25 protein-coding genes are annotated in these 26,509 nt (G+C 33.0%); 21 read left to right on the top strand and 4 right to left on the bottom strand.

Features of this window, described 5'->3' with window-relative positions:
• Positions 1-749: 749 nt before the first annotated feature.
• A complete protein-coding gene (locus tag BUE10_RS12005; protein ID WP_073485385.1) occupies positions 750-1,181 on the bottom strand; it encodes a tellurite resistance TerB family protein in 432 nt (143 codons plus the stop codon).
• Between the two features lie 169 nt (positions 1,182-1,350).
• Between BUE10_RS12005 and BUE10_RS12000 the strand changes: the two genes are divergently transcribed.
• The 5 genes from BUE10_RS12000 to BUE10_RS11980 all read left to right on the top strand — a co-directional run bounded on the left by BUE10_RS12000 (position 1,351) and on the right by BUE10_RS11980 (position 4,751).
• Positions 1,351-1,944 carry a HupE/UreJ family protein gene (locus BUE10_RS12000; protein ID WP_073485383.1) on the top strand — a complete coding sequence of 198 codons (594 nt, stop codon included), beginning with the start codon at positions 1,351-1,353 and terminating at the stop codon, positions 1,942-1,944.
• Positions 1,945-1,949: 5 nt separating this feature from the next.
• Positions 1,950-2,381 (top strand): deoxycytidylate deaminase, encoded by a 432-nt coding sequence (locus tag BUE10_RS11995; RefSeq protein WP_073485382.1) that lies wholly within the window; start codon positions 1,950-1,952, stop codon positions 2,379-2,381.
• Complete coding sequence (locus BUE10_RS11990; RefSeq protein ID WP_073485380.1) at positions 2,381-3,958, top strand: S41 family peptidase; 1,578 nt, start codon at positions 2,381-2,383, stop codon at positions 3,956-3,958. The genes BUE10_RS11995 and BUE10_RS11990 overlap by 1 nt, the downstream gene beginning before the upstream one ends.
• Before the next feature lie 19 nt (positions 3,959-3,977).
• Positions 3,978-4,343 (top strand): nuclear transport factor 2 family protein, encoded by a 366-nt coding sequence (locus BUE10_RS11985; protein WP_073485378.1) that lies wholly within the window; start codon positions 3,978-3,980, stop codon positions 4,341-4,343.
• Between the two features lie 90 nt (positions 4,344-4,433).
• Positions 4,434-4,751, top strand: a complete 318-nt coding sequence (locus BUE10_RS11980; protein ID WP_073485376.1) for a hypothetical protein — start codon at positions 4,434-4,436, stop codon at positions 4,749-4,751.
• 185 nt (positions 4,752-4,936) lie between these two features.
• Here BUE10_RS11980 and BUE10_RS11975 read toward each other — a convergent pair whose 3' ends face one another.
• The 3 genes from BUE10_RS11975 to BUE10_RS11965 all read right to left on the bottom strand — a co-directional run bounded on the left by BUE10_RS11975 (position 4,937) and on the right by BUE10_RS11965 (position 6,431).
• Complete coding sequence (locus BUE10_RS11975) at positions 4,937-5,542, bottom strand: FAD-dependent oxidoreductase (protein WP_073485375.1); 606 nt, start codon at positions 5,540-5,542, stop codon at positions 4,937-4,939.
• Positions 5,543-5,545: 3 nt separating this feature from the next.
• Positions 5,546-5,746, bottom strand: a complete 201-nt coding sequence (locus BUE10_RS11970) for a hypothetical protein (protein ID WP_053472508.1) — start codon at positions 5,744-5,746, stop codon at positions 5,546-5,548.
• 106 nt (positions 5,747-5,852) lie between these two features.
• Entirely contained in the window at positions 5,853-6,431 is a 579-nt protein-coding gene (locus BUE10_RS11965; protein ID WP_053472509.1) for a MarC family protein, read from the bottom strand.
• A gap of 329 nt (positions 6,432-6,760) precedes the next feature.
• Here BUE10_RS11965 and BUE10_RS11960 point away from each other — a divergent pair, with 329 nt between their 5' ends.
• The 16 genes from BUE10_RS11960 to BUE10_RS11885 all read left to right on the top strand — a co-directional run bounded on the left by BUE10_RS11960 (position 6,761) and on the right by BUE10_RS11885 (position 26,508).
• A complete protein-coding gene (locus tag BUE10_RS11960) occupies positions 6,761-7,330 on the top strand; it encodes a DUF3109 family protein (RefSeq protein WP_073485373.1) in 570 nt (189 codons plus the stop codon).
• 337 nt (positions 7,331-7,667) lie between these two features.
• Positions 7,668-8,645 (top strand): ribonucleotide-diphosphate reductase subunit beta, encoded by a 978-nt coding sequence (locus BUE10_RS11955; RefSeq protein ID WP_053472511.1) that lies wholly within the window; start codon positions 7,668-7,670, stop codon positions 8,643-8,645.
• A gap of 266 nt (positions 8,646-8,911) precedes the next feature.
• The gene (locus BUE10_RS11950; protein WP_073485371.1) at positions 8,912-11,305 is read left to right on the top strand and encodes a ribonucleoside-diphosphate reductase subunit alpha; all 2,394 of its coding nucleotides are present in this window, start codon (positions 8,912-8,914) and stop codon (positions 11,303-11,305) included.
• A gap of 178 nt (positions 11,306-11,483) precedes the next feature.
• The gene (locus BUE10_RS11945; protein WP_073485369.1) at positions 11,484-11,831 is read left to right on the top strand and encodes a type II toxin-antitoxin system RelE/ParE family toxin; all 348 of its coding nucleotides are present in this window, start codon (positions 11,484-11,486) and stop codon (positions 11,829-11,831) included.
• Positions 11,815-12,120, top strand: a complete 306-nt coding sequence (locus BUE10_RS11940) for a helix-turn-helix domain-containing protein (protein ID WP_073485367.1) — start codon at positions 11,815-11,817, stop codon at positions 12,118-12,120. The genes BUE10_RS11945 and BUE10_RS11940 overlap by 17 nt, the downstream gene beginning before the upstream one ends.
• A gap of 1 nt (position 12,121) precedes the next feature.
• Entirely contained in the window at positions 12,122-12,397 is a 276-nt protein-coding gene (locus BUE10_RS11935; RefSeq protein ID WP_073485365.1) for a hypothetical protein, read from the top strand.
• Between the two features lie 405 nt (positions 12,398-12,802).
• Positions 12,803-13,630, top strand: coding sequence for a prephenate dehydratase (locus BUE10_RS11930; protein WP_073485364.1), 828 nt, complete (start codon positions 12,803-12,805; stop codon positions 13,628-13,630).
• A 112-nt stretch (positions 13,631-13,742) separates the two neighbouring features.
• Positions 13,743-14,888 (top strand): pyridoxal phosphate-dependent aminotransferase, encoded by a 1,146-nt coding sequence (locus tag BUE10_RS11925; RefSeq protein WP_073485362.1) that lies wholly within the window; start codon positions 13,743-13,745, stop codon positions 14,886-14,888.
• Between the two features lie 202 nt (positions 14,889-15,090).
• Complete coding sequence (locus BUE10_RS11920; protein WP_073485360.1) at positions 15,091-15,951, top strand: prephenate dehydrogenase; 861 nt, start codon at positions 15,091-15,093, stop codon at positions 15,949-15,951.
• Between the two features lie 13 nt (positions 15,952-15,964).
• Positions 15,965-17,047 carry a bifunctional 3-deoxy-7-phosphoheptulonate synthase/chorismate mutase type II gene (locus tag BUE10_RS11915; protein ID WP_068842266.1) on the top strand — a complete coding sequence of 361 codons (1,083 nt, stop codon included), beginning with the start codon at positions 15,965-15,967 and terminating at the stop codon, positions 17,045-17,047.
• A gap of 123 nt (positions 17,048-17,170) precedes the next feature.
• Positions 17,171-18,826, top strand: coding sequence for a hypothetical protein (locus BUE10_RS11910; protein WP_073485358.1), 1,656 nt, complete (start codon positions 17,171-17,173; stop codon positions 18,824-18,826).
• 175 nt (positions 18,827-19,001) lie between these two features.
• Positions 19,002-19,979 (top strand): ribosome small subunit-dependent GTPase A, encoded by a 978-nt coding sequence (rsgA, locus tag BUE10_RS11905; RefSeq protein ID WP_073485357.1) that lies wholly within the window; start codon positions 19,002-19,004, stop codon positions 19,977-19,979.
• Between the two features lie 141 nt (positions 19,980-20,120).
• Positions 20,121-20,573, top strand: a complete 453-nt coding sequence (gene dtd, locus BUE10_RS11900; RefSeq protein ID WP_073485355.1) for a D-aminoacyl-tRNA deacylase — start codon at positions 20,121-20,123, stop codon at positions 20,571-20,573.
• 63 nt (positions 20,574-20,636) lie between these two features.
• Entirely contained in the window at positions 20,637-22,544 is a 1,908-nt protein-coding gene (locus tag BUE10_RS11895; RefSeq protein ID WP_073485353.1) for a DUF3857 domain-containing protein, read from the top strand.
• A 20-nt stretch (positions 22,545-22,564) separates the two neighbouring features.
• The gene (locus tag BUE10_RS11890) at positions 22,565-24,592 is read left to right on the top strand and encodes a transglutaminase domain-containing protein (RefSeq protein ID WP_073485351.1); all 2,028 of its coding nucleotides are present in this window, start codon (positions 22,565-22,567) and stop codon (positions 24,590-24,592) included.
• 2 nt (positions 24,593-24,594) lie between these two features.
• Positions 24,595-26,508, top strand: a complete 1,914-nt coding sequence (locus BUE10_RS11885; protein ID WP_073485349.1) for a DUF3857 domain-containing protein — start codon at positions 24,595-24,597, stop codon at positions 26,506-26,508.
• Position 26,509: the final 1 nt, after the last annotated feature.

Below are 26,509 nucleotides of genomic sequence, written 5' to 3'. Positions count from 1 at the left end.
GGATCGAGCCAAAGGCTCTTTTAAAGTTCCAAAGGAACAAATTATATTGTAGGGCTGGACTTCAGTCCAGTTGAATGAAGAAATGTATAACATTAATCATTTCGAAATTAAGCAAAACCAATTTGCATTACAGGTATGCTTTTAGCTAAAAAAAACAAAACCCGACAGATTTTTTAAAACCTGTCGGGTTTAAATTTTTTCGCATTCTCACATGTCAAACCGGACTAAAGTCCGGCCCTACAATATGGATCGAGCCAAAGGCTCTTTTAAAGTTCCAAAGGAACAAATTATATTGTAGGGCTGGACTTTAGTCCAGTTGAATGAAGAAATGTATAACATTCATCATTTCGAAATTAAACAAAACCAATTTGCATTACAGGTATGCTTTTAGCTAAAAAAAAACAAAACCCGACAGATTTTTTAAAACCTGTCGGGTTTAAATTTTTTCACATTCTCACATGTCAAACCGGACTAAAGTCCGGCCCTACAATATGGATCGAGCCAAAGGCTCTTTTAAAGTTCCAAAGGAACAAATTATATTGTAGGGCTGGACTTCAGTCCAGTTGAATGAAGAAATATATAACATTAATCATTTCGAAATTAAGCAAAACCAATTTGCATTACAGGTATGCTTTTAGCTAAAAAAGCAAACCCGACAGATTTTAAAAATCTGTCGGGTTTATAATTTGATGTAAGCATGAAATTTCAGTACAAACTGTAAACGGAGACTGAAAACTACAAACTAAATACTATTTATGCATGTGCTGCATTTCGTATACAAAAGTATCAGCATCTACTTTTTTATCAACTAAAGACAATGCTTTTGCAATAATATAATTTACGTTACTTGGTGTAAAACCTAAAGCAATTCCTAATTTTCTTAGCATTACTTCTTGTTGATCTTCTAAATGGTGATCAACGTGTACCATCCTCGTTAAATCGTATAAACGCTCTAAACGTTGTACGTGTAAATAAGGAGGGTTGATTGGATATTTTAAAGGATCGTTTAAAATTTCTTCGTATTCTGATTCTGAAATTTCTAAACGCGAAGCTAATTTATCCAAGAAACTTTTTTCTTCAGGGTGAACTATTCCGTCTGCTAATGCTACACGAACAATAGCTGAAAAATGACCTTTGTTTCTTTGTTTGAATTCGCTATCGAATAAATCTGAAAATGACATAATTATAAAGTTTTTTATCACGCAAAGATAAATCTTATTTTAATTTAACGATTTTAAATTTCTCATAAATTTAACTTATTTTTACTTATTGTTTTAAGAATCCGCATCGTAAATTCTTCAAAATAAATCGTAAGTTTACAACCCCTAATCATTTAATAGTATTACCCGTATGTCGCAATTTTGGATTTATTTTCAAATAGGATTAAAGCATGTATTAGATATCAACGCTTACGATCACGTTCTTTTTTTAATCGCATTAACTGTTCCGTATTCTTTTAAAGACTGGAAACGTATATTGCTTTTGGTTTCCGTTTTTACAATCGGTCACACCTTAGCCCTGATACTTTCTGTTTTCGGAATAATTGCAATAAAAGTAAATATCGTTGAATTTTTAATCCCTATTACGATTTTGATCACGGCATTGTACCATCTTTTTACTGCAGGAAAAGCAACTAAAAATGACGGCGTAAATGTGATATTTTTTGTGACTTTGTTCTTTGGAATTATACACGGACTTGGATTCTCAAACTATTTCAAAACAATTTTAGGAGGATCGCCAAGTTCAAAATTATTGCCTTTAGGAGAATTTGCTTTAGGAATTGAAGCCGCACAGCTGGTAGTTGTTTTTGTAGTTTTGGTAATCTCATATATTGTACAAACAGTATTTCGTTTTTCTAAACGCGATTGGGCACTGGTAATGTCAGCTTTTATTATTGGAGTTGTAATTCCGATGATTATTGAAAGTCCAATTTGGAACAGATAAAATAAATGGAAGTAAAAAAATTAAATAAATACGATAAAGCTTATTTGCGAATCGCTAAAGAATGGAGTTTATTATCCTACTGCAAACGTAAACAAGTTGGAGCGATTATCGTAAAAGACAGAATGATCATTTCTGATGGTTACAACGGTACGCCATCCGGATTTGAAAATTGCTGCGAAGACGAAGACGGATTAACACGCTGGGATGTTTTGCACGCCGAGGCAAATGCAATCCTAAAAGTAGCCAGATCAACGCAGTCATGCGAAGGCGCAACCTTGTATATCACACTTTCGCCTTGCAAAGAATGCAGTAAATTAATACACCAATCCGGAATAAAAAGAGTGGTGTATCAAGATGGATACCGAGATGATTCGGGAATTCAGTTTTTAATAAAAGCAGGCATCGAAGTCGAACATATTCCTGTTTTAGAAGAATAATGAAATTTAATCCAAAATATCTGCCAATGATTATCGGGGCGACACTTGCCCTCGGAATCGTAATCGGAAGTTTAACAAACTCTTCCGCAGATGATCAGCTTTTGGCCAAAAATTACTCCAAAACCAAGCTGAATAAACTGATTGATTTTATCAATACTGAATATGTTGACAGTGTTAATACAGATTCGATTGTAAACCTTACAGTCGATAATATACTCTCAAAATTAGATCCGCATTCTGTTTATATTCCGCCAAGCGAACAAGCTGAAGTTGCCGAAAGCATGAAAGGTGATTTCGTGGGAATCGGGATCAATTTCTATATGTACAAAGATTCTGTTGCGATTATAAAACCAGTCGAAAACGGACCTTCTGCGAAAGCAGGATTAAAATCGGGCGACAGGATTTTATATGCAGGAAAAACTAAATTGTATGGAAGAAGATTGCCTTCGGATAGTTTATTTTCAAAATTAAAAGGAATTAAAGGTTCTGAAATCGAATTGACCGTTTTTAGAAAATCCGAACAAAAGAAACTGAAGTTTAAAATTAAAAGAGATGTTATTCCGATAAAAAGTGTCGATGCGTCTTTATTAATTGGAAATAATACAGGTTATATCAAAATCAATCGTTTTGCCGAAACCACTTTTAACGAATTCAAAACAGGTTTAACACGGTTAAAACAAAAAGGAATTCAGTCGCTTGTAATTGACCTTCGCGATAATGGCGGTGGTTATATGGAAGAAGCGATTGCCATTGCCGATGAATTTTTAAAAGACAAACAGTTAATTGTTTTTACCAAAAATAAAAACGGAACGACTGAAAAAACATACGCCACAAAAGCCGGAAGTTTTGAAACCGGAAAAGTATATGTTTTAATTAATGAAAACAGTGCTTCTGCGAGTGAAATTCTGGCCGGAGCAATTCAGGACAGCGACCGCGGAACCATTGTTGGGCGTCGTTCTTTTGGGAAAGGTTTAGTACAGCGCGAAATGGATTTCAACGACGGATCTGCCGTTCGCTTGACTGTTGCGAGATATTACACGCCAACCGGAAGATCAATTCAAAAGCCGTATAAAAAAGGAAACGAAGAATATTTTAAAGAATCTGAATCAAGAATAAATTCTGGAGAATTGTATGCAAAAGACAGCATAAAAGTGGCCGATTCTTTAAAATTTAAAACACCAAAGGGTAAAATCGTTTACGGCGGCGGCGGAATCGTTCCGGATGTTTTTGTTCCGATGGAAGCAGAGCATGGAAATGAAAATGTGGCTTATTTGCTTCAAACCGGAATCGTGGGTCATTTTGTTTTTGAAGAATTAGATAAAAACCGAAATGCTTTTGCAGGACTTAAGTTTAATGAGTTTTTAGAAAAAATGAAAAGCTCTGATGCTTATTTCAAAAAGTTTAAAAATTATATTTTGCTGACAGGTTTAGATCTTAAATTAGACAAAACCAAAGCATTGGTAAACCGATATATTACGGCTGAATTTGCCCGTCAGTTATATGGCGAAATGTATTATTATGATGTTATTTTAAAAGATGACGCCATGATCAAAACAATTTTGAATCCGAAGAAATAATCCTTAAAATTCTAATTTGATGGAAAAAGATCTAATTGTAAATGCCGAAATTGAACTTTTAACCGCAATTAAAAATGCCGATGTTTCTGTTTTAGAACGAATTCTTCACGATGATTTGCTTTTTAATTTGCCAACTGGAGAAACCATCACTAAAGAGTTTGATTTGAATTCCTATCGTTCGGGTAAAATGAAAATTGATTCTCTCGAAGCTTCAGATCAAATTATAAATATTATAGATAATACTGCTGTAGTTACTGTTTCTGTTTCATTAAAAGGAACTTACGATAATAACCCCATAAATGGAGTTTTGAAATACATAAGAGTCTGGAAACAATTTGATGGTCATTTGAAAGTTATTGCCGGAAGCTGCGTTCAGCTGGCATAAATTTTGTTTCAAATTTAATAGTAACATAAAACAAAACTTAGCGAACCCTGCGTAAATCTTAGCGTACTTCGCGGTTAAAAATTTCAAAACATGAAAAATCTAAAAAGAATAAGTTTCCTTGTCGTTTTAATGACTTTTGTAATCTCTTGTACAACTATGAAAAATGATACCAGTAGTGCAGTTTCAGGAAAAGTAGAATCGATAGAATCTGGAAAAGACGGTTACACAGCAAAAATCAATACGGACACAAAAGGAGTATATTTTGCAACAATCAGCATTGTAAACGTTGGCGGTCCGCAAAATTACAAGCAACTAAAAATTGGAGATATAGTGTCATTAAAAGGAGAAATCTGGAAAACCGACGACGAAAACCATATCAAAGTAACACAGATTGTTTCGGTAAAGTAATCTGAAGAAACATAAAATATTTTTTAAACCATTAAGAGATTAAGTGTATTAAGCTTTGAGGCTTGTTTTCTTAATCTCTTAATGGTTTAATTATGTTTGAGGCTTAAGTTTATTAAGTACAGAAACTTAATTTCTCTTAATCTCTTAATGGTTCAAAATAAAAAAAAAACTTATGTTTTAAAATTTTATCGAATACTGTCGTGCGAGTGAGTCTGTGTTCCGTTATTCCATAAAGTTAGAATATCTGTGGCAACAGCCGCGCCGCTTCCTGCAGCAATGGCCAATTGGCTTCTCCATCCGGCTAAAGTTCCAATAACATAAATGCCGTCAGTAACTTTATGATCTTCGTTTTTAAGCTGAATACGCTGTTTTTCCGGAAGTGCCTTTTTATGCGGTTCAATATATTGTGTCAAACCTCCAATATCAAATGTATTGGCAGAACCAATTCCCACAACGATACTTTTTGTTTGATAAGAGTTTTTGTTGGTAATAACAGTAAATGAAGGAAAAGAACCTTCTACGTTAATTACTTTTTCGTTTGCAATCTGTTCGATATGCGGATAAGATGCTGCTAAATCCTGCGTACTTTCTTCTAGTAATTCAGAACCTAATTTACCTGGCGTAATGCCATAAGCGTTGTAGAAAATAGCCTCTTGTAAAGAAGAGTTTTTCTGATGCGTAAAAATTCCGATTTTTTTGTCGGTAGCAAAAGCTTTGTTTTTAGCAGAACCCAAAACTAAGGCACAAGACATGCCTGATACACCCCCGCCGATAATTAAAACGTCAAACATATATTATCGACCGTTTGTTTTTTCTTCAATTCTTTTTGAAATTCTAAAAATCAAAAGAATCAACACGGCGCAAAATGAAGCTGCAATTCCAATAAAAGCTACCATACTGTCTCCTTGAAAAGGATTTGTAAAGTCTAATAGCGTAATATTAAAAACAATTAAAGCTAATGCTAAAAGCACTAAGATTGAAGTGAAGATTTTCATATTGGTTGTTTTGTTTGTATAAAAATATCAAAGTAAAACTCTAATAAAAAATGCCTTAAAGTTGTATTTTATAAATTTAATGGGGGTAAAAGTATAAAAATAAATCTTAGACAAACAAACCTTTAACATTAGCAGCGAATAATTTAACAGCAATTGCTAAAAGTATCACTCCAAATGTCTTGCGGACCACGCCAAGTCCGTTTTCTCCTAGTAAATTTTCGATTTTTTTAGAAGATTTCAAAACAACATAAACCAATATAATATTTAGTAAAATTGCAATGATTATATTAATAGTATGAAATTGAGATCGAAGGGAAAGTAAAGTAGTCATAGTTCCCGCTCCGGCAATTAATGGAAAAGCCAATGGCACGATAGAGGCTGAGCCTGGTTCTTCGTCACGATAAATGCGGATTCCTAAAATCATCTCTAAAGCCAGAAAAAACAATACAAAAGAACCGGCAACGGCAAATGAATGAACATCAATACCAATTAAGTTCAATAATCCTTCTCCAACAAAAAGAAAAACAATCATAATCATTCCCGCAACAATCGAAGCTTTTTCAGATTCAATGTGTCCCACTTTTGCTCTTAAATTCACGATAATTGGAATTGAACCTACAATATCAATTACGGCAAAAAGTACCATGCTTACTGTAATGATTTCTTTAAAGTCTATATCTAACATATCGCTTTGATTTAAGGGTTTAAAAAACTGCTGCAAAAGTAGTTAATAAAGTTAGGTGTTTTTTCGGTATAATTCATTTTTGTTATAAAAACACGGTTTAGTGGTTAAAAAAGTGATATTTGTAACAATTATTGTTTTTACCGCAGAGTATCGCAAAGTTTCCTCGCAAAGTTTCACAAAGTTAAAATTGCGAAAAGAGTAAAAACTGAATTATTCTTTGCGAATCTTTGCGAATCTTTGCGAAAGCCTTTGTGAATCTTTGCGGTAAATTTTTTATCCGTTTTCTTTGACTATCTTTGCACTTTATAAATTTAGCGTATTTTATTATCATGTTTCAGTTAGGGAAAACTATTGTTTCAGAAGACATTCTGGAAAAAGAATTTGTGTGCAACTTGTCTGCTTGTAAGGGGGCTTGTTGTGTTGATGGAGATGCGGGCGCGCCTTTGAGTGAAGCAGAAACTAAAATCTTAGAAGAAATTTATCCAAAAGTGAAACCTTTTTTAAGAAAAGAAGGAATTGCAGCAATCGAAGCACAGGGAACCTGGGTAAAAGGAACCGACGGCGATCTTGAAACGCCGCTTATCGATAATAAAGATTGTGCTTATGTTATTTTTGATGGAAAAACTGCGCTTTGCGGAATCGAGCAAGCTTATAATGAAGGAATCGTAGATTGGAAAAAACCGGTTTCTTGTCACCTGTATCCAATTCGTGTAAAAGACTTCACAGAATTTGCTGCGGTTAATTATGACAAATGGGATATTTGCGATGATGCCTGCTCTTTAGGAAAAGAATTAGAGGTTCCGGTTTATAAATTTGTGAAAGAAGCCTTGATTCGTCGTTTTGGTGAAGACTGGTATTTAGAACTTGAAAAGGTAGCTCAGGAACTTAAAAATTCTTAAAAATTAAAGTGTAAAAAATACCTTTTTGCGAAGGCTTATTTTGACTCAAAAAAATAAAGTTTTGACTCAAAAAAAACTTTTTAAAACAATTTAAAATTTCTTGCTTTTTATATTAAAAAGTCTATATTCTACGGGGCTTCAAGGTGTAATTGGTGTATTTAATTCGTTCATTTACAGTAAATTAATTATTGTATGAAAAATGTTTCAAATTTTAACCTTTGTTAAAAACTACATCAAATTGTGAATAAGTTTGACTTTCATTTTTAGCTATAATTGCCAATCTTTGTAGTCTACTGAATTAGTAAAGTTTCAGTATAAAAATTTAACAAAATTTGTCATGTCACAAGTAGAACCAATCTTACAAGAAAATAAAAATCGTTTCGTTATTTTTCCTATCAAACATCATGATATTTGGGAATGGTATAAAAAAATGGAAGCTAGTTTTTGGACTGCTGAAGAAATCGATTTGCACCAAGACTTGACAGATTGGAATAATAAACTTAATGACGACGAAAGATATTTCATTAAACACATTTTAGCATTCTTTGCTGCTTCTGACGGAATCGTAAATGAAAACCTTGCAGAGAACTTTGTAAATGAAGTTCAATATGCTGAGGCAAAATTTTTCTACGGTTTTCAAATCATGATGGAGAATATTCATAGTGAGACCTATTCACTATTAATAGATACTTATGTGAAAGATGAAGCAGAAAAAGCAGAGTTGTTTAATGCTTTAGAAGTTTTCCCGGCAATTGCTAAAAAAGCAGAATGGGCTTTAAAATGGATCGAGTCTGATTCGTTTGCAGAAAGACTTATTGCTTTTGCTGCTGTTGAAGGAATCTTTTTCTCAGGTGCTTTCTGTTCAATTTATTGGTTGAAAAAACGTGGTTTAATGCCAGGTTTAACTTTCTCTAATGAGTTGATTTCTCGTGACGAAGGCGTACATTGTGATTTTGCAGTTCACTTGCACAATCACCATTTGGTAAACAAAGTACCAAAAGACAGAATCAAAGAAATTATTGTTGATGCACTGGATATCGAAAGACAGTTTGTAACAGAATCTCTTCCGGTAAGTTTAATTGGAATGAATGCAGGTTTAATGACACAGTACCTGGAGTTCGTCGCAGATAGACTTTTGGTTGAATTAGGTTGCGAGCGCGTATACGGATCAGCAAATCCATTCGATTTCATGGACATGATTTCTCTTCAGGGAAAAACTAATTTCTTTGAAAAACGTGTTGCCGAGTATCAAAAATCTGGAGTTATGAACACAGACAGCGATGCTCAAAAAATTTCATTTGACGCAGATTTTTAGAACAACAGCATTTTTTTAATTTGGGATAATTTTATCTAAAGCCCGGATTAATTTTTACAGAACATTTTAGGTTAAATCTCTATCACCCAAATCGGAGATTTAATAGCAATTTTAACGGCTTTTCGGTTTGATATTCAAATTGGGAAAGGACAACTATTGAGAATTCTGTAATTCTCGAAAAATAATTTAAAAACACGCAATGTTTAAGGACTGGAATTCGTTTTCTAGTTACTTTCATTTATTCAATAACTATAAAAAGTAAGCTTATGTATGTAGTAAAAAGAGATGGACACAGAGAGCCTGTAATGTTTGATAAGATTACAGAAAGAATTAAAAAATTGTGTTACGGCCTGAATGAGCTTGTAGATCCGGTTAAGGTAGCAATGAGAGTTATCGAAGGATTGTATGATGGAGTTTCTACTTCTGAATTGGATAATCTTGCGGCAGAAACTGCGGCATCTATGACGATTGCTCATCCAGATTATGCACAATTAGCAGCTCGTGTGGCGATTTCGAATTTACACTCTAATACAAAAAAATCTTTCTCAGAAACGATGAAAGATATGTATCACTACGTAAATCCAAGAAATGGTCAGGATGCACCATTAATTGCTGATGACGTATTTAAGGTGATTCAGGAAAATGCTGCTTTTTTAGATTCTCACATCATTTATACAAGAGATTTTAATTACGATTACTTTGGGTTTAAAACCTTAGAGCGTTCTTATCTTCTTAAAATAAACGGAAAAATCGTAGAGCGTCCGCAGCACATGTTGATGCGTGTTTCTGTTGGTATTCACTTAGATGATTTAAAATCAGTAATTGAAACTTACGACTTAATGTCTAAAAAGTTCTTTACGCATGCAACGCCAACGTTGTTCAATGCAGGAACTCCAAAACCGCAAATGTCTTCTTGTTTCCTTTTGGCAATGCAGGATGATAGTATTGATGGTATTTATGATACATTAAAACAAACAGCAAAAATCTCGCAGTCAGCCGGAGGAATTGGACTTTCTATTCATAACGTTCGTGCAACAGGATCTTATATTCGTGGTACAAACGGGACTTCAAACGGAATTGTTCCGATGTTGAGAGTATTCAATGATACAGCTCGTTACGTAGATCAAGGTGGTGGAAAACGTAAAGGAAGTTTTGCGATTTACATCGAAACATGGCATGCTGATATTTTTGATTTCTTAGATTTAAAGAAAAACACAGGAAAAGAAGAAATGCGTGCGAGAGATTTATTCTTCGCAATGTGGACTTCAGATCTATTCATGAAACGTGTTCAGGAAGATTCAACTTGGACTTTAATGTGTCCTAACGAATGTCCGGGATTATATGATGTTTATGGAGATGAATTCGAAGCATTATATACTGACTACGAATTTAGAGGTAAAGGAAGAAAAACAATCCGCGCTCGTGAATTATGGGAGAAAATCCTAGAATCGCAAATCGAAACCGGAACGCCATATATGTTGTACAAAGATGCAGCAAACCGTAAATCGAACCACAAAAATTTAGGAACAATTCGTTCTTCTAACTTGTGTACAGAGATTATGGAGTTTACATCTAAAGATGAAATTGCAGTTTGTAACTTAGCGTCTATTTCGTTACCAATGTTTATTGAAAACGGAAAGTTTGATCACGAAGCGCTTTACAATGTTACAAAACGTGTAACTCGTAACTTGAACAAAGTAATCGACAGAAACTATTACCCAGTTCAAGAAGCAGAAAACTCAAACATGCGTCATCGTCCGGTTGGTTTAGGTGTTCAAGGTTTAGCTGATGCATTCATTATGTTACGTATGCCGTTTACAAGCGATGAAGCTAAAAAATTAAACCAAGAGATTTTCGAAACATTATACTTTGCTGCTGTAACCGCTTCTATGGAAATGGCAAAAGAAGAAGGACCATATTCAACATTTGAAGGTTCTCCAATGTCTAAAGGAGAATTCCAATACAATATGTGGGGAATGAAAGATGAAGAATTATCAGGTCGTTGGGACTGGGCTTCATTAAGAAAAGAAGTGGTAGAACATGGAGTTCGTAACTCATTATTAGTTGCGCCAATGCCAACAGCTTCGACTTCACAAATTCTTGGTAATAACGAAGCTTTTGAACCATACACATCAAACATTTACACACGTCGTGTACTGTCTGGAGAATTCATTGTAGTAAACAAACATTTACTGGAGGATTTAGTAAAATTAGGTTTATGGAACGAAACGCTGAAACAAGAAATTATGCGTCATAACGGATCTGTTCAAAATATAGATGTGATTCCGCAAGATTTAAAAGAATTGTACAAAACAGTATGGGAAATGTCGATGAAAGATATTATCGATATGTCTCGTCAAAGAGGATATTTTATTGACCAGTCTCAATCGCTAAACTTGTTCATGCAGGATGCAAACTATTCTAAATTGACTTCAATGCACTTTTATGCTTGGCAGTCAGGTTTAAAAACAGGAATGTATTATCTAAGAACAAAAGCGGCTGTAGATGCGATTAAATTCACATTAAACAACGACAAAAAAGAAGAAACAGCTCCATCATTAGTTGCCGAAACTGAAGCAATCAGTGTTGAGGATTATAAAGCGATGCTTTTAAAAGCACAAGCCGCAGATCCTGAAGATTGTGAAATGTGTGGATCTTAATAATTTTAGATTTTAGATTTTAGATTTTTAATTATATAAAAGCAGTTATTGTAATGATAGCTGTTTTTTTATTGACTTTGATTTTTTTTGTAGCTTTTTACTTATATTTGTAGATTTTATAGAAACTTTTATATCTATAAAAGTTTCACTTAAGAACAACTTTTATATATTTGCTAAAATGAATGAGAATTCAAAGTTGAGATCTGTTTTTTTCTTTAAGGAGTATTTTAAAAAGTTTTTTAATGAACAAGAAGAAAAAGTCAAAGCAAAAATAATCTGGACAATTAGAGTAATTGAATATGCTGAAAAAATTCCATCAACATATTTAAAACATATTGAAAATACTGATGGACTTTTTGAAATTAGAATTCAGCAGGGAAGTAATATATTTAGAGTTTTTTGCTTTTTTGATGAAGGAAAAATAGTTGTATTGGCTAATGGATTCCAAAAGAAAACTCAGAAAACACCAAGGAAAGAAATTAAAAAGGCTTTGAAAATTAAAAAAGAATATGAAAACGAAAAATAAAAACTTGGTTAGCTTAGACGATTTCGTTGAAGAACATTATGGAAAAATTGGAACTCCCAAGAGAGATGAACTAGAAGTTGGTTATGAAAACTTTAAAATTGGAGTATTGCTTCAGGAAGCTAGACTTCAAAAAGGAATGACACAAGAAGAACTTGCATTAAAATCAGGAACAACAAAATCGTATATTTCAAAGATTGAAAATAATGTAAAAGAAGTCAAATTTTCGACACTTCAAAAAATTGTAGAACTTGGTTTAGGAGGACATTTAGAGTTGTCTATTAAATTATAAAATGAGTATACTTAATTTGATTATAGAAAACAAAGAGGCATATTATAATCTTGCGAGTGAGTATTTTAATAATATAAATCCCGAAGAATATGAAAATGTTAAGTTTGATAATATAGTTTCAAAATCAATTGCGGTTTTAATAGATCATGATTTTATTCCTACTCCTTGTGTTAAGATTAAAATGAATCTTTTTAAAGATGAAAAAGAAATTGGAGCTTATTATTTATATGTGAATGATGACAAAGAATTTATTGATGAGTTTTTAATAATTAAATGATACATAAAGGATTTCTTTATCTGGTATCCTATTAGTAAATAAAAAAATCTCAGAACCTTAGCAGCTCAGCATCTTAGTCCCTTAGAAAAAACCAATTGTAAATATCTCATTTTAAGCCCATATTTTTATATTATCATACAAATCAGCCTAAATTTGTTAAGAAATCCCTTTTTGTTTCATAAAATGCAATATTTTTTTTGGTGCGGTAAAAATAATTTATACATTCGCAGAGAATTTACAAAATAACACAAACAAAATGGCAAGTAACCGTTTTTATTTTAGCAACAGTTTTTATTTCTTCTTTAGTAGAAGTCAGGATTGTGCTATGGTTATTTGAGAAATATTTCTAAGACAAATAAAACTAATATACAATCCTGATGCAAATCAGGATTTTTTTTTGAATATATGACAACGAAAATTGCAATACAAGGTATTAAAGGATCTTTTCATCATCAGGTTGTGAAGGAGTATTTCTCTGAAAATGTGGATATTGATGAATGTTTGTCCTTTGAAGAATTAATTGACAGCCTTATTGCCGGAAAATCAGATCAGGCGGTTATGGCGATCGAAAATTCAATTGCCGGACCAATTATCCCGAATTATGCTTTGATTGACAAGAATAATTTACACATTATTGGAGAGCATTATTTAAACATTCAGCAAAATTTAATGGCTTTAAAAGGTCAGAAAATTGAAGATATAAAAGAAGTTCATTCACACCCAATGGCACTTTTACAATGCATGGATTTCCTGAAACAATATCCAAATATCAAATTGGTTGAGGATAAAGATACAGCCGAAACAGCAAGAAGAATTCAGGAAAAACAATTAACCGGAATCGCAGCAATTGCAAGTGAAACGGCTTCTGAAATGTATGATTTAGATATTATTGCTCCGGCGATTCAAACGATAAAAAACAATATGACGCGTTTCGTGATCATCAAAAAGCAAAATTCATTTTTGCCGGAAAACGAAATCAACAGAGCATCTGTCAAATTTGAATTAGATCACAAGAGAGGAAGCTTAGCAGCGGTTTTAAATGTAATGAGCGACTGCAAACTGAATTTGACAAAAATCCAGTCACTTCCAAAAATTGAAACACCTTGGAAATATTCATTCTTCGTAGATGTGACATTTGAGAAATACGAAGATTTTGCAAAAGCCAAAGCGTTATTAAACATAATGGCAGAATATTTTAAAGTGTTGGGAGAATATAAAAATACAAGACCTTAAGATAGTCTTAAAGTTGGAAAGTCAAAAGTCTTAAAGTCAACAAAGCATAAAGCAAAGTAAAAGTTAAAAAGAGCCTAAAGCATACAGCTTAAAGCCTAAAGCAATAAAAAAAATGATTACAACAGCAAAAAGATTAGATACAGTTGAAGAGTACTACTTCTCATCAAAATTGAGAGAAGTTCGTCAGCTGATGTCTGAAGGAAAATCGATCATCAATATGGGAATCGGAAGCCCTGATTTGAGTCCGTCAAAAGCAGTAATTGAAGCAGTCGCTGCGGCAATTCAAGACGAAAACGGACATGGTTATCAAAGCTATCAAGGATTACCGGAAATGAGAAAAGGGATGGCAGATTTTTATCAGAATCAATTTGGTGTTGAATTAAATCCGAATAATGAGATTTTGCCTTTGATGGGTTCGAAAGAAGGAATTATGCACATTTCGTTGGCATTTTTAAACGAAGGCGATCACGTTTTAATTCCGAATCCAGGTTATCCAACTTATACCTCGGTAACTAATTTGGTTCAGGCAGTTCCGGTTTATTATGATTTGAAAGAAGAAAATGCTTGGGAACCAGATTTTGAAGCTTTAGAAAAATTAGATCTTTCAAAAGTAAAAATTATGTGGCTGGGATATCCGCATATGCCAACAGGAGCGAGAGGAAGTTTAGCGTTATTTGAGAAATTGATTGCTTTTGCTAAAAAACACAATATATTATTGATCAACGATAATCCGTATAGTTTTGTTTTGAATGATAACCCAATGAGTTTATTGCAGGTTGAAGGTGCGAAGGATGTAGCTTTAGAATTGAATTCACTTAGTAAAACCTTCAACATGGCTGGCTGGAGAGTGGGAATGGTTTTAGGAAATCCTGAAATTATCGATGCAGTTCTAAAAGTAAAAAGCAACATGGACAGCGGAATGTTCTACGGAATTCAGAAAGGTGCAATCGCCGCTTTAAATTGCGATAAATCTTGGTTTGAAGACCAAAACAAAATTTACAGACGCCGTAGAGAATTAACAGAAAAACTAGCAGAAAAATTAGGCTGCGAAGTTTATAAAGAAGGAGTCGGCCTTTTTGTTTGGGCAAAACTTCCGGCAGGAATTGAATCAGCAGAAAAGTTCATTGACGAAATATTATACGAGAAACATATTTTCATTACACCAGGAACAATTTTCGGAAGCAATGGTGAAGGTTATATCAGATTCTCATTGTGTGTAAAAGAAGAAAAAGTACAAGAAGCGATTGATCGATTTTGAAAATTTTAGATTGTCAGGCTGAGCGAAGTCGAAGCCACACCCAGATTGGAAAGCTCTTCGACTTCGCTCAGGGTGACAGAAAAAATAAAAGGTCTTGAAAAACGAGAAGCTCTAGCCCTGATAGAAGCGGCATCCTTTTATGGTGGGGTTCACCATAAAAGATACAGCGGATAGCAGGAAACAGCTTCTAATAAAAATAAATATGAAAGTATACGTAATAGGAATAGGATTAATAGGCGGTTCGATGGTGCTGGACATCAAAGACCAGCATCCTGATTCGACAATTTTTGGAATTGACAGCAACGAAAAACATTTGCAGGAAGCCATTGATTTAGGAGTTATCGATGAAGCAGGAAGTTTTGAAGATTTGGCAGAAGCCGATTTTGTAATCGTTTCGGTTCCGGTTGATGTGGCGCTGACGGTTTTGCCTAAAGTTCTGAATTTAGTTGGAGATAAAACAATTGTTTTTGAGGTTGGTTCGACGAAAAAACCAATTTGCGAAGCAGTAGCAAGCCACCCAAAAAGAAGAAATTTTATTGCCACGCATCCGATAGCAGGAACAGAGTTTTCAGGACCTTCGGCGGCAATAAAAGGTTTGTTTAAAGGAAAAACAAACATTATTTGCGAAGTGGAAAAAACCACTTTTAAATTGCAGGAAAAGGCATTAAAGCTTTTCAGCGAAATAGGAATGAGGATTCGATATATGGACCCGACTTCGCACGATAAACACATTGCTTACGTTTCGCATTTGTCGCACATTAGTTCGTTTATGCTGGGTAAAACGGTAATGAATAAGGAAAAAGACGAGCAGGATATTTTTGATATGGCGGGGAGTGGATTTGAAAGTACCGTTCGTTTAGCAAAAAGTTCGCCCGCAATGTGGACGCCGATTTTTAAGCAGAACAAAGAACACGTTCTGGAAACCTTAGAAGAATATATTTCAAATCTCAGTCGGTTTAGAGATTTGCTGAAAGATGAAAATTACAATGCCATTTTTGAAGAAATGGAAAGCACAAATAAAATAAAAGAGATATTAAACGGATTAACAACAACTAAGAAATAAATTAAAAATTAAGATGGAAAATAAGAAAGAAATGAGAAAGTGGTTAGAAGATTTCAATTTAAATCACCCACTTGTGATAGCTGGACCATGTAGTGCAGAAACGGAAGATCAAGTATTGAAAATTGCTCACGAATTGAAAGATTCAAAAGTAAGTGTTTTCAGAGCAGGAATCTGGAAACCAAGAACACGTCCAGGAGGATTTGAAGGTGTTGGAGAAATTGGATTAAAATGGTTACAAAAAGCAAAAGCTGAAACTGGTTTATTAATGGGAACAGAAGTTGCGACTGCGGCTCACTGTAAACTGGCTTTAGAACATGATATCGACGTTTTATGGGTTGGTGCCCGTACAACTGCAAACCCTTTCGCAGTTCAGGAAATTGCTGATACTTTAAAAGGAACTGATAAAATCGTTTTGGTTAAAAACCCAGTAAACCCGGATTTAGCTTTATGGTTAGGTGGTGTTGAGCGTTTACACATGGCTGGAATCGAGAAATTAGGAGTTATTCACAGAGGTTTTTCTACTTACGAAAAAACAAAATACAGAAACATTCCAGAATGGCAGATTGCTATCGAATTGCAAAATAAATTCCCTGATTTACCATTAATCATCGACCCATCTCACATTACTGGAGATCGCAAAATGATTTTTGAAGTAACGCAAGAGGCTTTAGATTTGAACTACGATGGTATGATTATCGAAACGCACTACGATCCGGACAATGCTTGGTCTGATGCTGCACAGCAAGTTACTCCAGATGCTTTGAAACAAATCATTAAAGATTTGACTATCAGAAAAACGGATGATACTACAGATGAGTACAGTCAAAAAATGACAAAACTAAGAGCTAACATCGACGTTCTTGATGCTAACTTATTAGAGTTATTAGGAAAACGTATGAAAGTTGCTGACGAAATTGGTCAGGTGAAAAAAGATGCAAACGTAGCGATTCTTCAAAACAACCGTTGGAACGAAATCTTAGGGAAAATGATTCTTGAAGGTGAGAAAAAAGGTCTTACTGAAGAATTTGTTTTAAGAATGTTCAAAGCAATTCACCAGGAAAGTATTGGACACCAAGAGAAAATATTCAATGCTTAAAATAGCATAGAAATTAATTACAATTGTTTAATAAAAATAACCTTCTGCAATTTGCAGGAGGTTATTTTTTTGCGTTCTTTACAGCCAAAATTTTGTTAAAATAAATTAATCCAAAACCAATACATGAAAAAAATTACTTTCGCTTTTTTACTGCTAGTTTTATGCTGTACCAATTTACATGCCCAGAATAAGATTGAAAATTTAAAAATGACTTATGGCGATGAATTGCCAGATGACAAACAAAAAATTATAAAAATTGTTGGTGAAGCAAATAATAAAATTTATGCTTTAGCTCTTGCAGGCAGGGAAGATTTTTTCTTGAAAATTTTCGAATCAGGATCAATGAAAATGATATCTTCAAATCCTATTAGTATTCCAAAACTGGATGATAGAGAAGTTGATTTTGAAGAAATATTTTTATTAAACGAAAAGCTATATGCAATAGGAAGTGTTTACAATAGAAAAGAAAAAACATTTAACCTGGTTGGTCTTGGGATTTCAGATTCTGGTGCTTTGAGTAATAAATCAATCTTATTATTTAATTCTGTTGTAGAAAGAAAATCTGAAAAAGGAGATTTTTATTTTAAACTTTCTCAGGATGAAAAATCTTTGCTTGTTATGCATACTTCTTTATTCTCGAAAGAAGATTCTGTTCAGTATGAAGTAAAATTATTTGATGACAAATTAGACGTGCTTTTTTCAAATGCTGAAAAAGTAAAATTTGACGATAGTAAAAAAGATTATGAATTTACTATTTCAGATTTTGAATTAAACTTTGAAAACGATGTGTTTTTAGTTATCAACGAAAGTTACAGAGATTCTAAAAAGAAAGAGCAAATTGAAAAATTTCAAATTCATGAGTTTAAAAAAGTCAATTCTTATAAAAAAGAAGTTGTTGATATAAACATTTCAGGGAAAGAAATTATTAATTGCAAAATGATTTCTACGGCACAACATACCTTAAAACTTGTTGGGTTTTATTCGAGTGTGCGAGATAATGGAAAAGGAAATAGAGATTTAAAAGGAATTTATAATGCAACATTAGATTTAGCAAGTACAGCTAGTCCAGAGGTAAAATTTGATGAATTTGATTATGAAACAAAAGTTAAATTAATAGGGGAGCGCCGCGCTAAAAATGGCAAAGATGTAAAACCGCGTTACACCATTACTACAATTATTGAACGATATGATGGAGGTTTAATTGTTCTTTCGGAAATGCAATATGTATATGTTGGTAAAAGTTCTGGATTTGGACCATTAGCATTTACTCCGGTTACTTATACAAAAAACGAAATTATCGTAACATCTCTAAAACCTGACGGTTCATTAGATTGGAGTAATGTATTGCCAAAAGAACAAGTGGCATCGATAACGACAATGTCATTGTCTTTGGGAGCTATTGGAGGAAATGGCAGTTTTACTGTTGGAGCTTCGTTAATGATTCCTTTGGTAGATTTAGGAAAAGGCCCGGAATATTTAGGAGCAATACCGATGTACAAAGACGGTAAATTGAATGTAATTTTTAATGATAATGTAAAAAATAAAGGAATCACAGATATTGAAAAAATTAAAGCATTAGGAAATTATAATAATGCAGTTCCGTCTCTTTTTATATTTGACGAAACTGGAGCAATTACAAGAAAAGATCCTGAAGAGGCTGTTAAAAATGAATTGGTACTTCGCCCAGGAGTTTATTATAGAAAAAACGAAAGCGAGTTGATTTTATATTCTTCCAGAAAGAAACAAGATAAACTGGGACGACTATTATTAGAAAAATAAAAATGTAAAAAGGTTGTGAATCATTTCACAACCTTTTTTATTTAATAGCCACAGTCAGCGTATATCTGATTAAAAACTTTAAACTTTTGAACTTTAAACGAAAAACAATCGTTTATCTTTGCAAAGATTTAGGATTTGAATCTAAAATCTAAAATCAGCAATCTAAAATTAAAGAATGACAGGAATCGTATATAAATCTACAGGAAGCTGGTACACCGTAAAATCTGAAAAAGGAGATTTTATAGAATGCCGTATGAAAGGGAAATTCAGAATGAAAGGTATTAAAAGTACTAACCCAATTGCTGTAGGCGATATTGTCGATTATGAATTAGAAGAAACTTCGGATGCCGTTACAGGTACAATTCATAATATTCACGAAAGAAAAAATTACATTGTTCGTAAATCGGTTAACTTGTCAAAGCAAATACATATTATTGCATCAAATATTGATCAGGTTTTTTTACTGGTTACAATTGATAATCCACCCACAACTACAAGTTTTATTGACCGTTTTTTAGTTACTGCAGAAGCATACGGAATCGAAGCAGTTTTGATTTTCAACAAAATCGATACCCTCAATGAACAGACTTTAGACGATCAGCTTTATTTACAGCATATTTATACCGAAATTGGATATAAATGCCTCAGAATTTCATCAACAGAAAACAAAGGTGTTGATAAACTTAAAGAAATGATGATTGGAAAAGTAAGTATGTTTTCCGGACATTCTGGAGTTGGAAAATCAACTTTGGTAAACGCAATGGAACCAAGTCTTCATTTAAAAACCTCTATAATTTCAGAACAAAGCAAACAAGGACAGCATACAACGACTTTTGCCGAAATGTATGATTTATCTTTTGATGCCCGAATCATCGATACTCCGGGAATAAAAGGCTTCGGAATCGTCGATATGGAGCCATCAGAAATCAGCGGTTATTTTCCGGAATTCTTCAAACTGAAAGATCAATGCAAGTTTAATAATTGTCTGCATAAAGAAGAACCGCATTGCGCTATAAAAGCGGCTTTAGAAAAAGATGAAATTGCATGGTCACGTTACAATAGTTATCTAAAAATATTAGAAGGCGATGAAGAACATTATCGTACTGATATTTATGGTGATGATCGTGCAGCGAGTGATGAAACAAGGAAGTAATTGAAATACCAATTTTTTCAAATTCCAAATTCCAAAAAGACAAAGTATTCAAATGTAGAGATACACTGCAGTGCATCTAACGCTAGAATTTAAAATCTGTTAAATCCTTTAATCTGTGGCATAAAACCACCTTCTGTAATAATGAAAGTAGTCGTACAAAGAGTTTCCGAAGCATCAGTAACCGTTGATGGTCAAAAAACAGCCGATATTAAAAAAGGATTATTAGTTTTAGTTGGAATTGAAGATGCCGATACTCAGGAAGACATTGACTGGCTTGCCGGAAAAATCATAAAAATGAGAATCTTTGGTGACGAAAATGATGTCATGAACTGCTCGGTTCAGGATATCGACGGTGAAATTATTGTTGTCAGTCAATTTACACTTCACGCTTCTACAAAAAAAGGAAACCGACCATCTTACATAAAAGCTTCAAAACCTGAGTTTGCAATTCCTATGTACGAAAACTTTGTGAAAGCTTTAGGAAAAGAATTTGGTAAGAAAATACAAACCGGAATTTTTGGTGCTGACATGAAAGTCAGCTTATTAAATGATGGCCCTGTAACGATCATAATCGATAGCAAAAACAAAGAGTAAAAATAACTCAACAAATGTTAAGAATTTCTAAAAATAATATATATTTGACGAAATTACTTACTAATGAAATCTACCTTTTGCGGGCTGTTTTTTGTCTTATTTTCTTTTGTTTCTTCTGCTCAGAAGAACAATTATTCTACACTATTTATACCTGACAGTCTTAAACAAAATGCTAATGCTGTTGTTCGATTAGATCAGATGGATATTATTATTGCTTCACAAAGAAGCATGAATATAAAAACCCAAAGGGCTGTTTCTGTCTTAAATGAAAAAGGTTTAAATGATATTGATGCCTATGCGCATTATGATAAAACTACTTCAATAAAAAATATAGAAGCCATAGTTTATGATGCATTAGGAAATGAGATAAAAAAAATCAGGAAAAAAGATTTTAGAGATCAAAGCGCAGTTAGCGGCAGTACGCTGTTTTCAGATAATCGGGTACTTTATTTAGATTATACACCAATCTCATATCCTTTTACAATTGTTTACACCTGTGAAACAGAAACTTCAAATACAGCCTTTATACCGCAATGGTATTTCTTGGGAGCTTATAATCTAAGCGTAGAGAAATGTGTTTTGAATGTTACTTTTCCTAAAGAATTGGGATTTAAAAAGAAAGAATTCCGATTTGATGGTTTCAATATTAAAAAACCGACAGATACTGATACGAATTTAAGTTATATAGCAACAAATATTGTGGTTCAGAAACAAGAAGATTTGAGTCCCTCTTACGGAGAGCTTTTTCCTAAAGTTATGATGGGATTAGAAAATTTTCACTTAGAAGGAGTTGACGGAAAAGCTGCTACATGGGAAGCATTTGGAAAATGGTACGGAGAAAAAATCTTAAACGGAACTACTGTTTTACCAGATGAAACCAAAGTAAAAATAAAAGCACTTGTAGGAGACGAAAAAGATCCTGTCAAGAAAGCTAAAATTATTTACGATTATGTTCAAAAAAAATCCAGATACGTGAATATTGCAGTTGGTATAGGAGGATGGAAACCTATGTTTGCCAGTGATGTAGATCGTTTAGGTTATGGAGATTGTAAAGCACTATCAAATTATACAAAAGCACTTCTGGAGGTTGTAGATGTACCATCTTATAATACCATTTTATATGGAGATCGTTATAAGTTAGATATTCAGTCAGATTTTGTTTCGATGCAGGGCAATCATATGATTCTTGCCGTTCCAAACGGGAATAATTATATCTGGTTAGAATGTACAAGTCAGGATGATCCTTTTGGATATCAGGGCATTTTTACAGATGACCGTGATGTTTTAGTAGTAAAACCTGAAGGAGGAGAAATTGTTCGTACTAAAATTTATGATGATAAAGGAAATACGCAGGAAGGAAAAGGAACTTATACAATTGATGAAAACGGAAATTTTTCAGGTGTTTTAAAAATTGCATCACAAGGAAGTCAATACGCTTCAAAATCAAGAGTTGAAACCATGCAGCCCAATGAAAAAGAAGAACATTACAAAGATTATTGGGATAATATCAATAATTTGAAATTGGGCAAAATAACTTTTACAAACGATAAGGAAAATGTTCGTTTTATTGAAGATGCTCAGATTAATGCTTCAAATTACGGAACAATTACGGGTACAAAAATGATGTTTGTGGTTGATGCTTTTAATCAATATACGGGAAGTATAAAACGAATCAGAAACCGTAAAAATCCATTTCAAATTCAGCGTGGATATTTAGATACAGATGAAATCGAAATCAATCTTCCAGCTGGTTTTTCAATAGAATTTCTGCCTTCAAACTTTGAATTAAAAGGGAAATTTGGAGAATACAAAACCGAAATTATCAAAAAAGACAATAATAAACTGATTTACAAACGCTCTATGTTTGTAAATAAAGGAAAGTATTCAAACAAAGAATATGATGAATACCGTCTTTTTATAGAGCAGGTGTCAAGAAATGACAATGCAAAAATTATATTAAATAAAAACTAACCAAAATCAATCATATACAAATGAACATTATTAAAATTTTTTGTCTGGCAATTGTCTCGCTGTTTATTTCAGAAGCAAGTGCACAAGAATTTAAATTAGGAAAAGTTTCTATTGCAGAGCTGGAACAAAAAGTGCATCCAAAAGATTCATCAGCCGCAGCTGCTATATTGTTTAAAAGAGGAAAAGCCAGAGTTGAATACGATCAAACAGATGGTTTTGTGACAATTACTGATGTTGAAACACGTATAAAAATATATAAAAAAGAAGGCTATGATTGGGCAAACCATGAAGTCTTATACATTTATAATAGCGATTTTAGAGAAAAAGTTACATTCAATGATGCTGTAACATATAATTTAGTTGGGGGTAAAGTCGAAGGCACCAAACTAAAAAGCGATGGTATATTTGATGAAGTTGTGAGTAAATACAGAAGTCGAAAAAAAATAACGATGCCAAATGTTAAAGAAGGCTCAGTTATCGAATTTAAATACACTATTAAAAGTCCGAGTGACGGAATGATTCGTGATTGGGATTTTCAAACGAGCATTCCGGTAAATTATTCTGAATTTTCTACTTATATACCTGAATATTATGTTTTTAGTCCAAGACAAAAAGGATATATTTTTCCTAAAGTAACTTCGGAAAAAAACAACAAAGCAATTATTATAAATTCGAAAGAAAGATATAATTCAGGAGGATTTGGCGGCGGAGCTGTTAGAACAGAATTTACTCAGGATAAAATAGACTATTCAGAAACTAAAACAACATATGTAGCTGAGAATTTCCCGGCAATGAAAGAGGAAGCTTTTGTGAACAATATTGATAATTATACTTCTTCTATTTCTCATGAATTATCAATGACAAAGTTTCCTAACAGACCAATGAAACCCTATTCAACAGATTGGAATTCTGTAGTGAAAACAATTTATGATTATGATGATTTTGGACCTGAATTAAACAAAACAGGATACTTTGAAGAGGATTTGAAAAAACTGCTGACAGGTCTAAACACTCCGGAGGAAAAAATATGGGCTGTTTTTAACCATGTCAAGTCTAGTGTAAAATGGAACAATTATACAGGATATAGCTGTGATAATGGAGTTCGAAAAGCATACAAAGAAAAAACAGGAAATATTGCCGATATTAATTTAATGCTTACCGCAATGCTGCGTTATTCTGGTTTAACGGCAAATCCGGTATTGGTTAGTACGCGTTCTAACGGGATAGCTTTATTTCCAAATAGAACAGCATTTAATTATGTAATTGCGGCAGTAGAAACTCCAAACGGATATATTTTATTAGATGCATCTGAGAAACTTTCAACTCCAAATATTTTACCCTTAAGAGTTCTAAATTGGTCAGGAAGATTAATTCGAAAAGATGGAACATCTGAAGAAATAAATTTAATGCCTGAAAAAACATCCAATGATTATGTTTTTATGACATACAGTATTGATGCCGATGGGAAAATTACAGGAAAAGCAAGAAGACAATCTACAGATTATAATGCAATGATTACGAGAGATAACATTAGCAGCCTGAAGGAAGAAGAATATCTTGAAAAACTGGAAAATAGAAACAATAAAATCGAAATAAGCGAATACGTTAAAACAAATGAAAAAGATATTTTGCAGCCTATAACAGAGACCTATTCTTTTACGGGAACAAATTTATGTGAACTTATTGGAGGTAAAATTTATGTAAGCCCAATGCTGTTTTTTACAAAAGATAAGAACCCTTTTACACAAGAGGTTAGAGAATATCCTGTAGATTTTAGTTATCCTTTTACGGATAAATTCAATATTACAATTCAAATTCCGGAAGGTTTTGCAGTTGAGACATTACCAGCTCCGGCAGCTATATCTATGGAGGATAATTTGGGAACTTTTAAGTTTAATATTGCTGCAAGTGCAAACGTGCTTCAATTATCAATTTTGCATCAAATAAACGAGGCGATTGTATCACCTGAAAAATACGAAATGCTAAAGGAATATTACAAAGCAATGATAGCCAAAGAGACTGAAAAAATAGTATTAAAAAGAATTTAAGTATGAAATTTTCAAGTTCAGTATTTGTTTTATTTTTTCTTTTTATTGTAAAGGTACAATCCCAAAATTACGAGTTAGGAAAAGTAACTATTGCTGAACTTGAAGAAAAAGTACATCCTCTCGATTCTGGAGCTGTTGCGGCAATTTTATTTTGCAAAGGGATTTCTGAAATAGATAATAATGATTCACATACTACAATCCGGATTCGTATAAAAATTTACAAGAAAGAAGGATATGATTGGGCTAATGCACAGTTTGCATTTCCAGCGGGAAAACTAAATACAATTAGCCTAACGGATGTTTTTACATACAATTTAACAGACGGAAAGATTATAAAATCTAAATTAAAACCTGAAAGTGAATTTATTGATAAGAACAATAAAAATTATTGGTTAAAAAAAATCACTTTTCCGGATGTTAAAGAAGGTTCTGTTATCGAATATAAAATTAAAACTAACGGAGGCGGTATCCGAGATTGGGATTTTCAAAAAACTATTCCGGTAAATTATTCAGAATTTAAAACAATAATTCCTGATGCATTTACTTTTAAAAGAAATTTCACAGGCTTTTTTATTCCCAAAGTAACGAGTCAAATTGCAAGTAATACTTATACTTATTTAGCAAAGGAAACTACCTATTGTCTTCAAAATCTGCCAGCAATGAAAGAGGAGGACTACGTTAACAATATAAAAAATTACTGTGCCTCTATTTCTCACGAACTTGAAACAATCTCTATTCCGGGAACGTTTTTTAAATCGTTTTCTACAAATTGGCCAACTGTTGCAAAAACAATTTATGAATATGAAGATTTTGGACCGGAATTAAATAAAACAGGATATTTTGAAGAAGATCTTAAATTACTTTTAGAAGGTAAAACAAGGCCCGAAGATAAAATGACAGCAATTCTTAATTATGTAAAATCTAACATAAAATGGAATAATTATTTAGGATATAGCTGTGATAAAGGTGTAAGAAAAGCATACAAAGATAAAACAGGAAATTGTGCAGATATTAATTTAATGCTGACTGCAATGCTGCGTTATTCAGGTTTGGAGGCGCATCCGGTTTTAATAAGCACCAGATCTAACGGAATTAACTTTTTTCCTAGTACGCAAGGTTTTAATTATGTAATAGCAGGAGTTGAAACCCCAACAGGAATTGCCCTATTAGATGCTACAGATGAATTTTCAACAATAAATGTTTTGCCGTTAAGAGATTTGAACTGGGTAGGAAGATTAATTCGTAAAGATGGAACTTCAGATACGGTGGATTTGATGCCTAAGAAAAACTCAAATGACCTTGTTTCTATGATTTTTGAGGTTAAAGAAGATGGAAAAATAGAAGGAAAAACAAGAAGACAATATTCAGATTATGATGCATTCAATTTTAGAACAAAAACAGCCAAAGAGAATGATGAAACTTATATTGAGAAATTAGAAAATGAAAACGGCAAAATTGAAATAAGTAACTATAAAAGGACAAATCAAAATGAAATTTCAGAGCCAGTTTCTGAATCATTTTCTTTTACAGGATCAAATCTTTCTGAAATAATTGGAGATAAAATATATGTAAACCCGATGCTTTTTTTCTTAAATGAAAAAAATCCTTTTAAGCAAGAAAAAAGAGAATATCCAGTCGATTTTGGGTTTCCTTTTGCAAAACGATATGCGATTACAATTACAATTCCGGCTAATTTCACAGTCGAAAATTTGCCAAAATCATTAGGAGTAGTTATGGAAGACAATTTGGGAGTCTTTAAATTTGATATTGCAATTGTAGAGAATATAGTACAGTTGTCAATTGTGCATCAAATCAATGGAGCCATATTTCCGATAGAAAAATATGAAATGCTCAAAGAATATTATAAGACCATGATTGCAAAACAAACAGAAAAAATAGTATTAAGAAGAATATAAT

It is taken from the genome of Flavobacterium sp. CF108 (assembly GCF_900129795.1).
Classification (GTDB): Bacteria; Bacteroidota; Bacteroidia; order Flavobacteriales; family Flavobacteriaceae; genus Flavobacterium.
The sequence above is the reverse complement of the archived record's forward strand: the minus strand, read 5'-3'. Positions and strand labels throughout refer to the sequence as shown.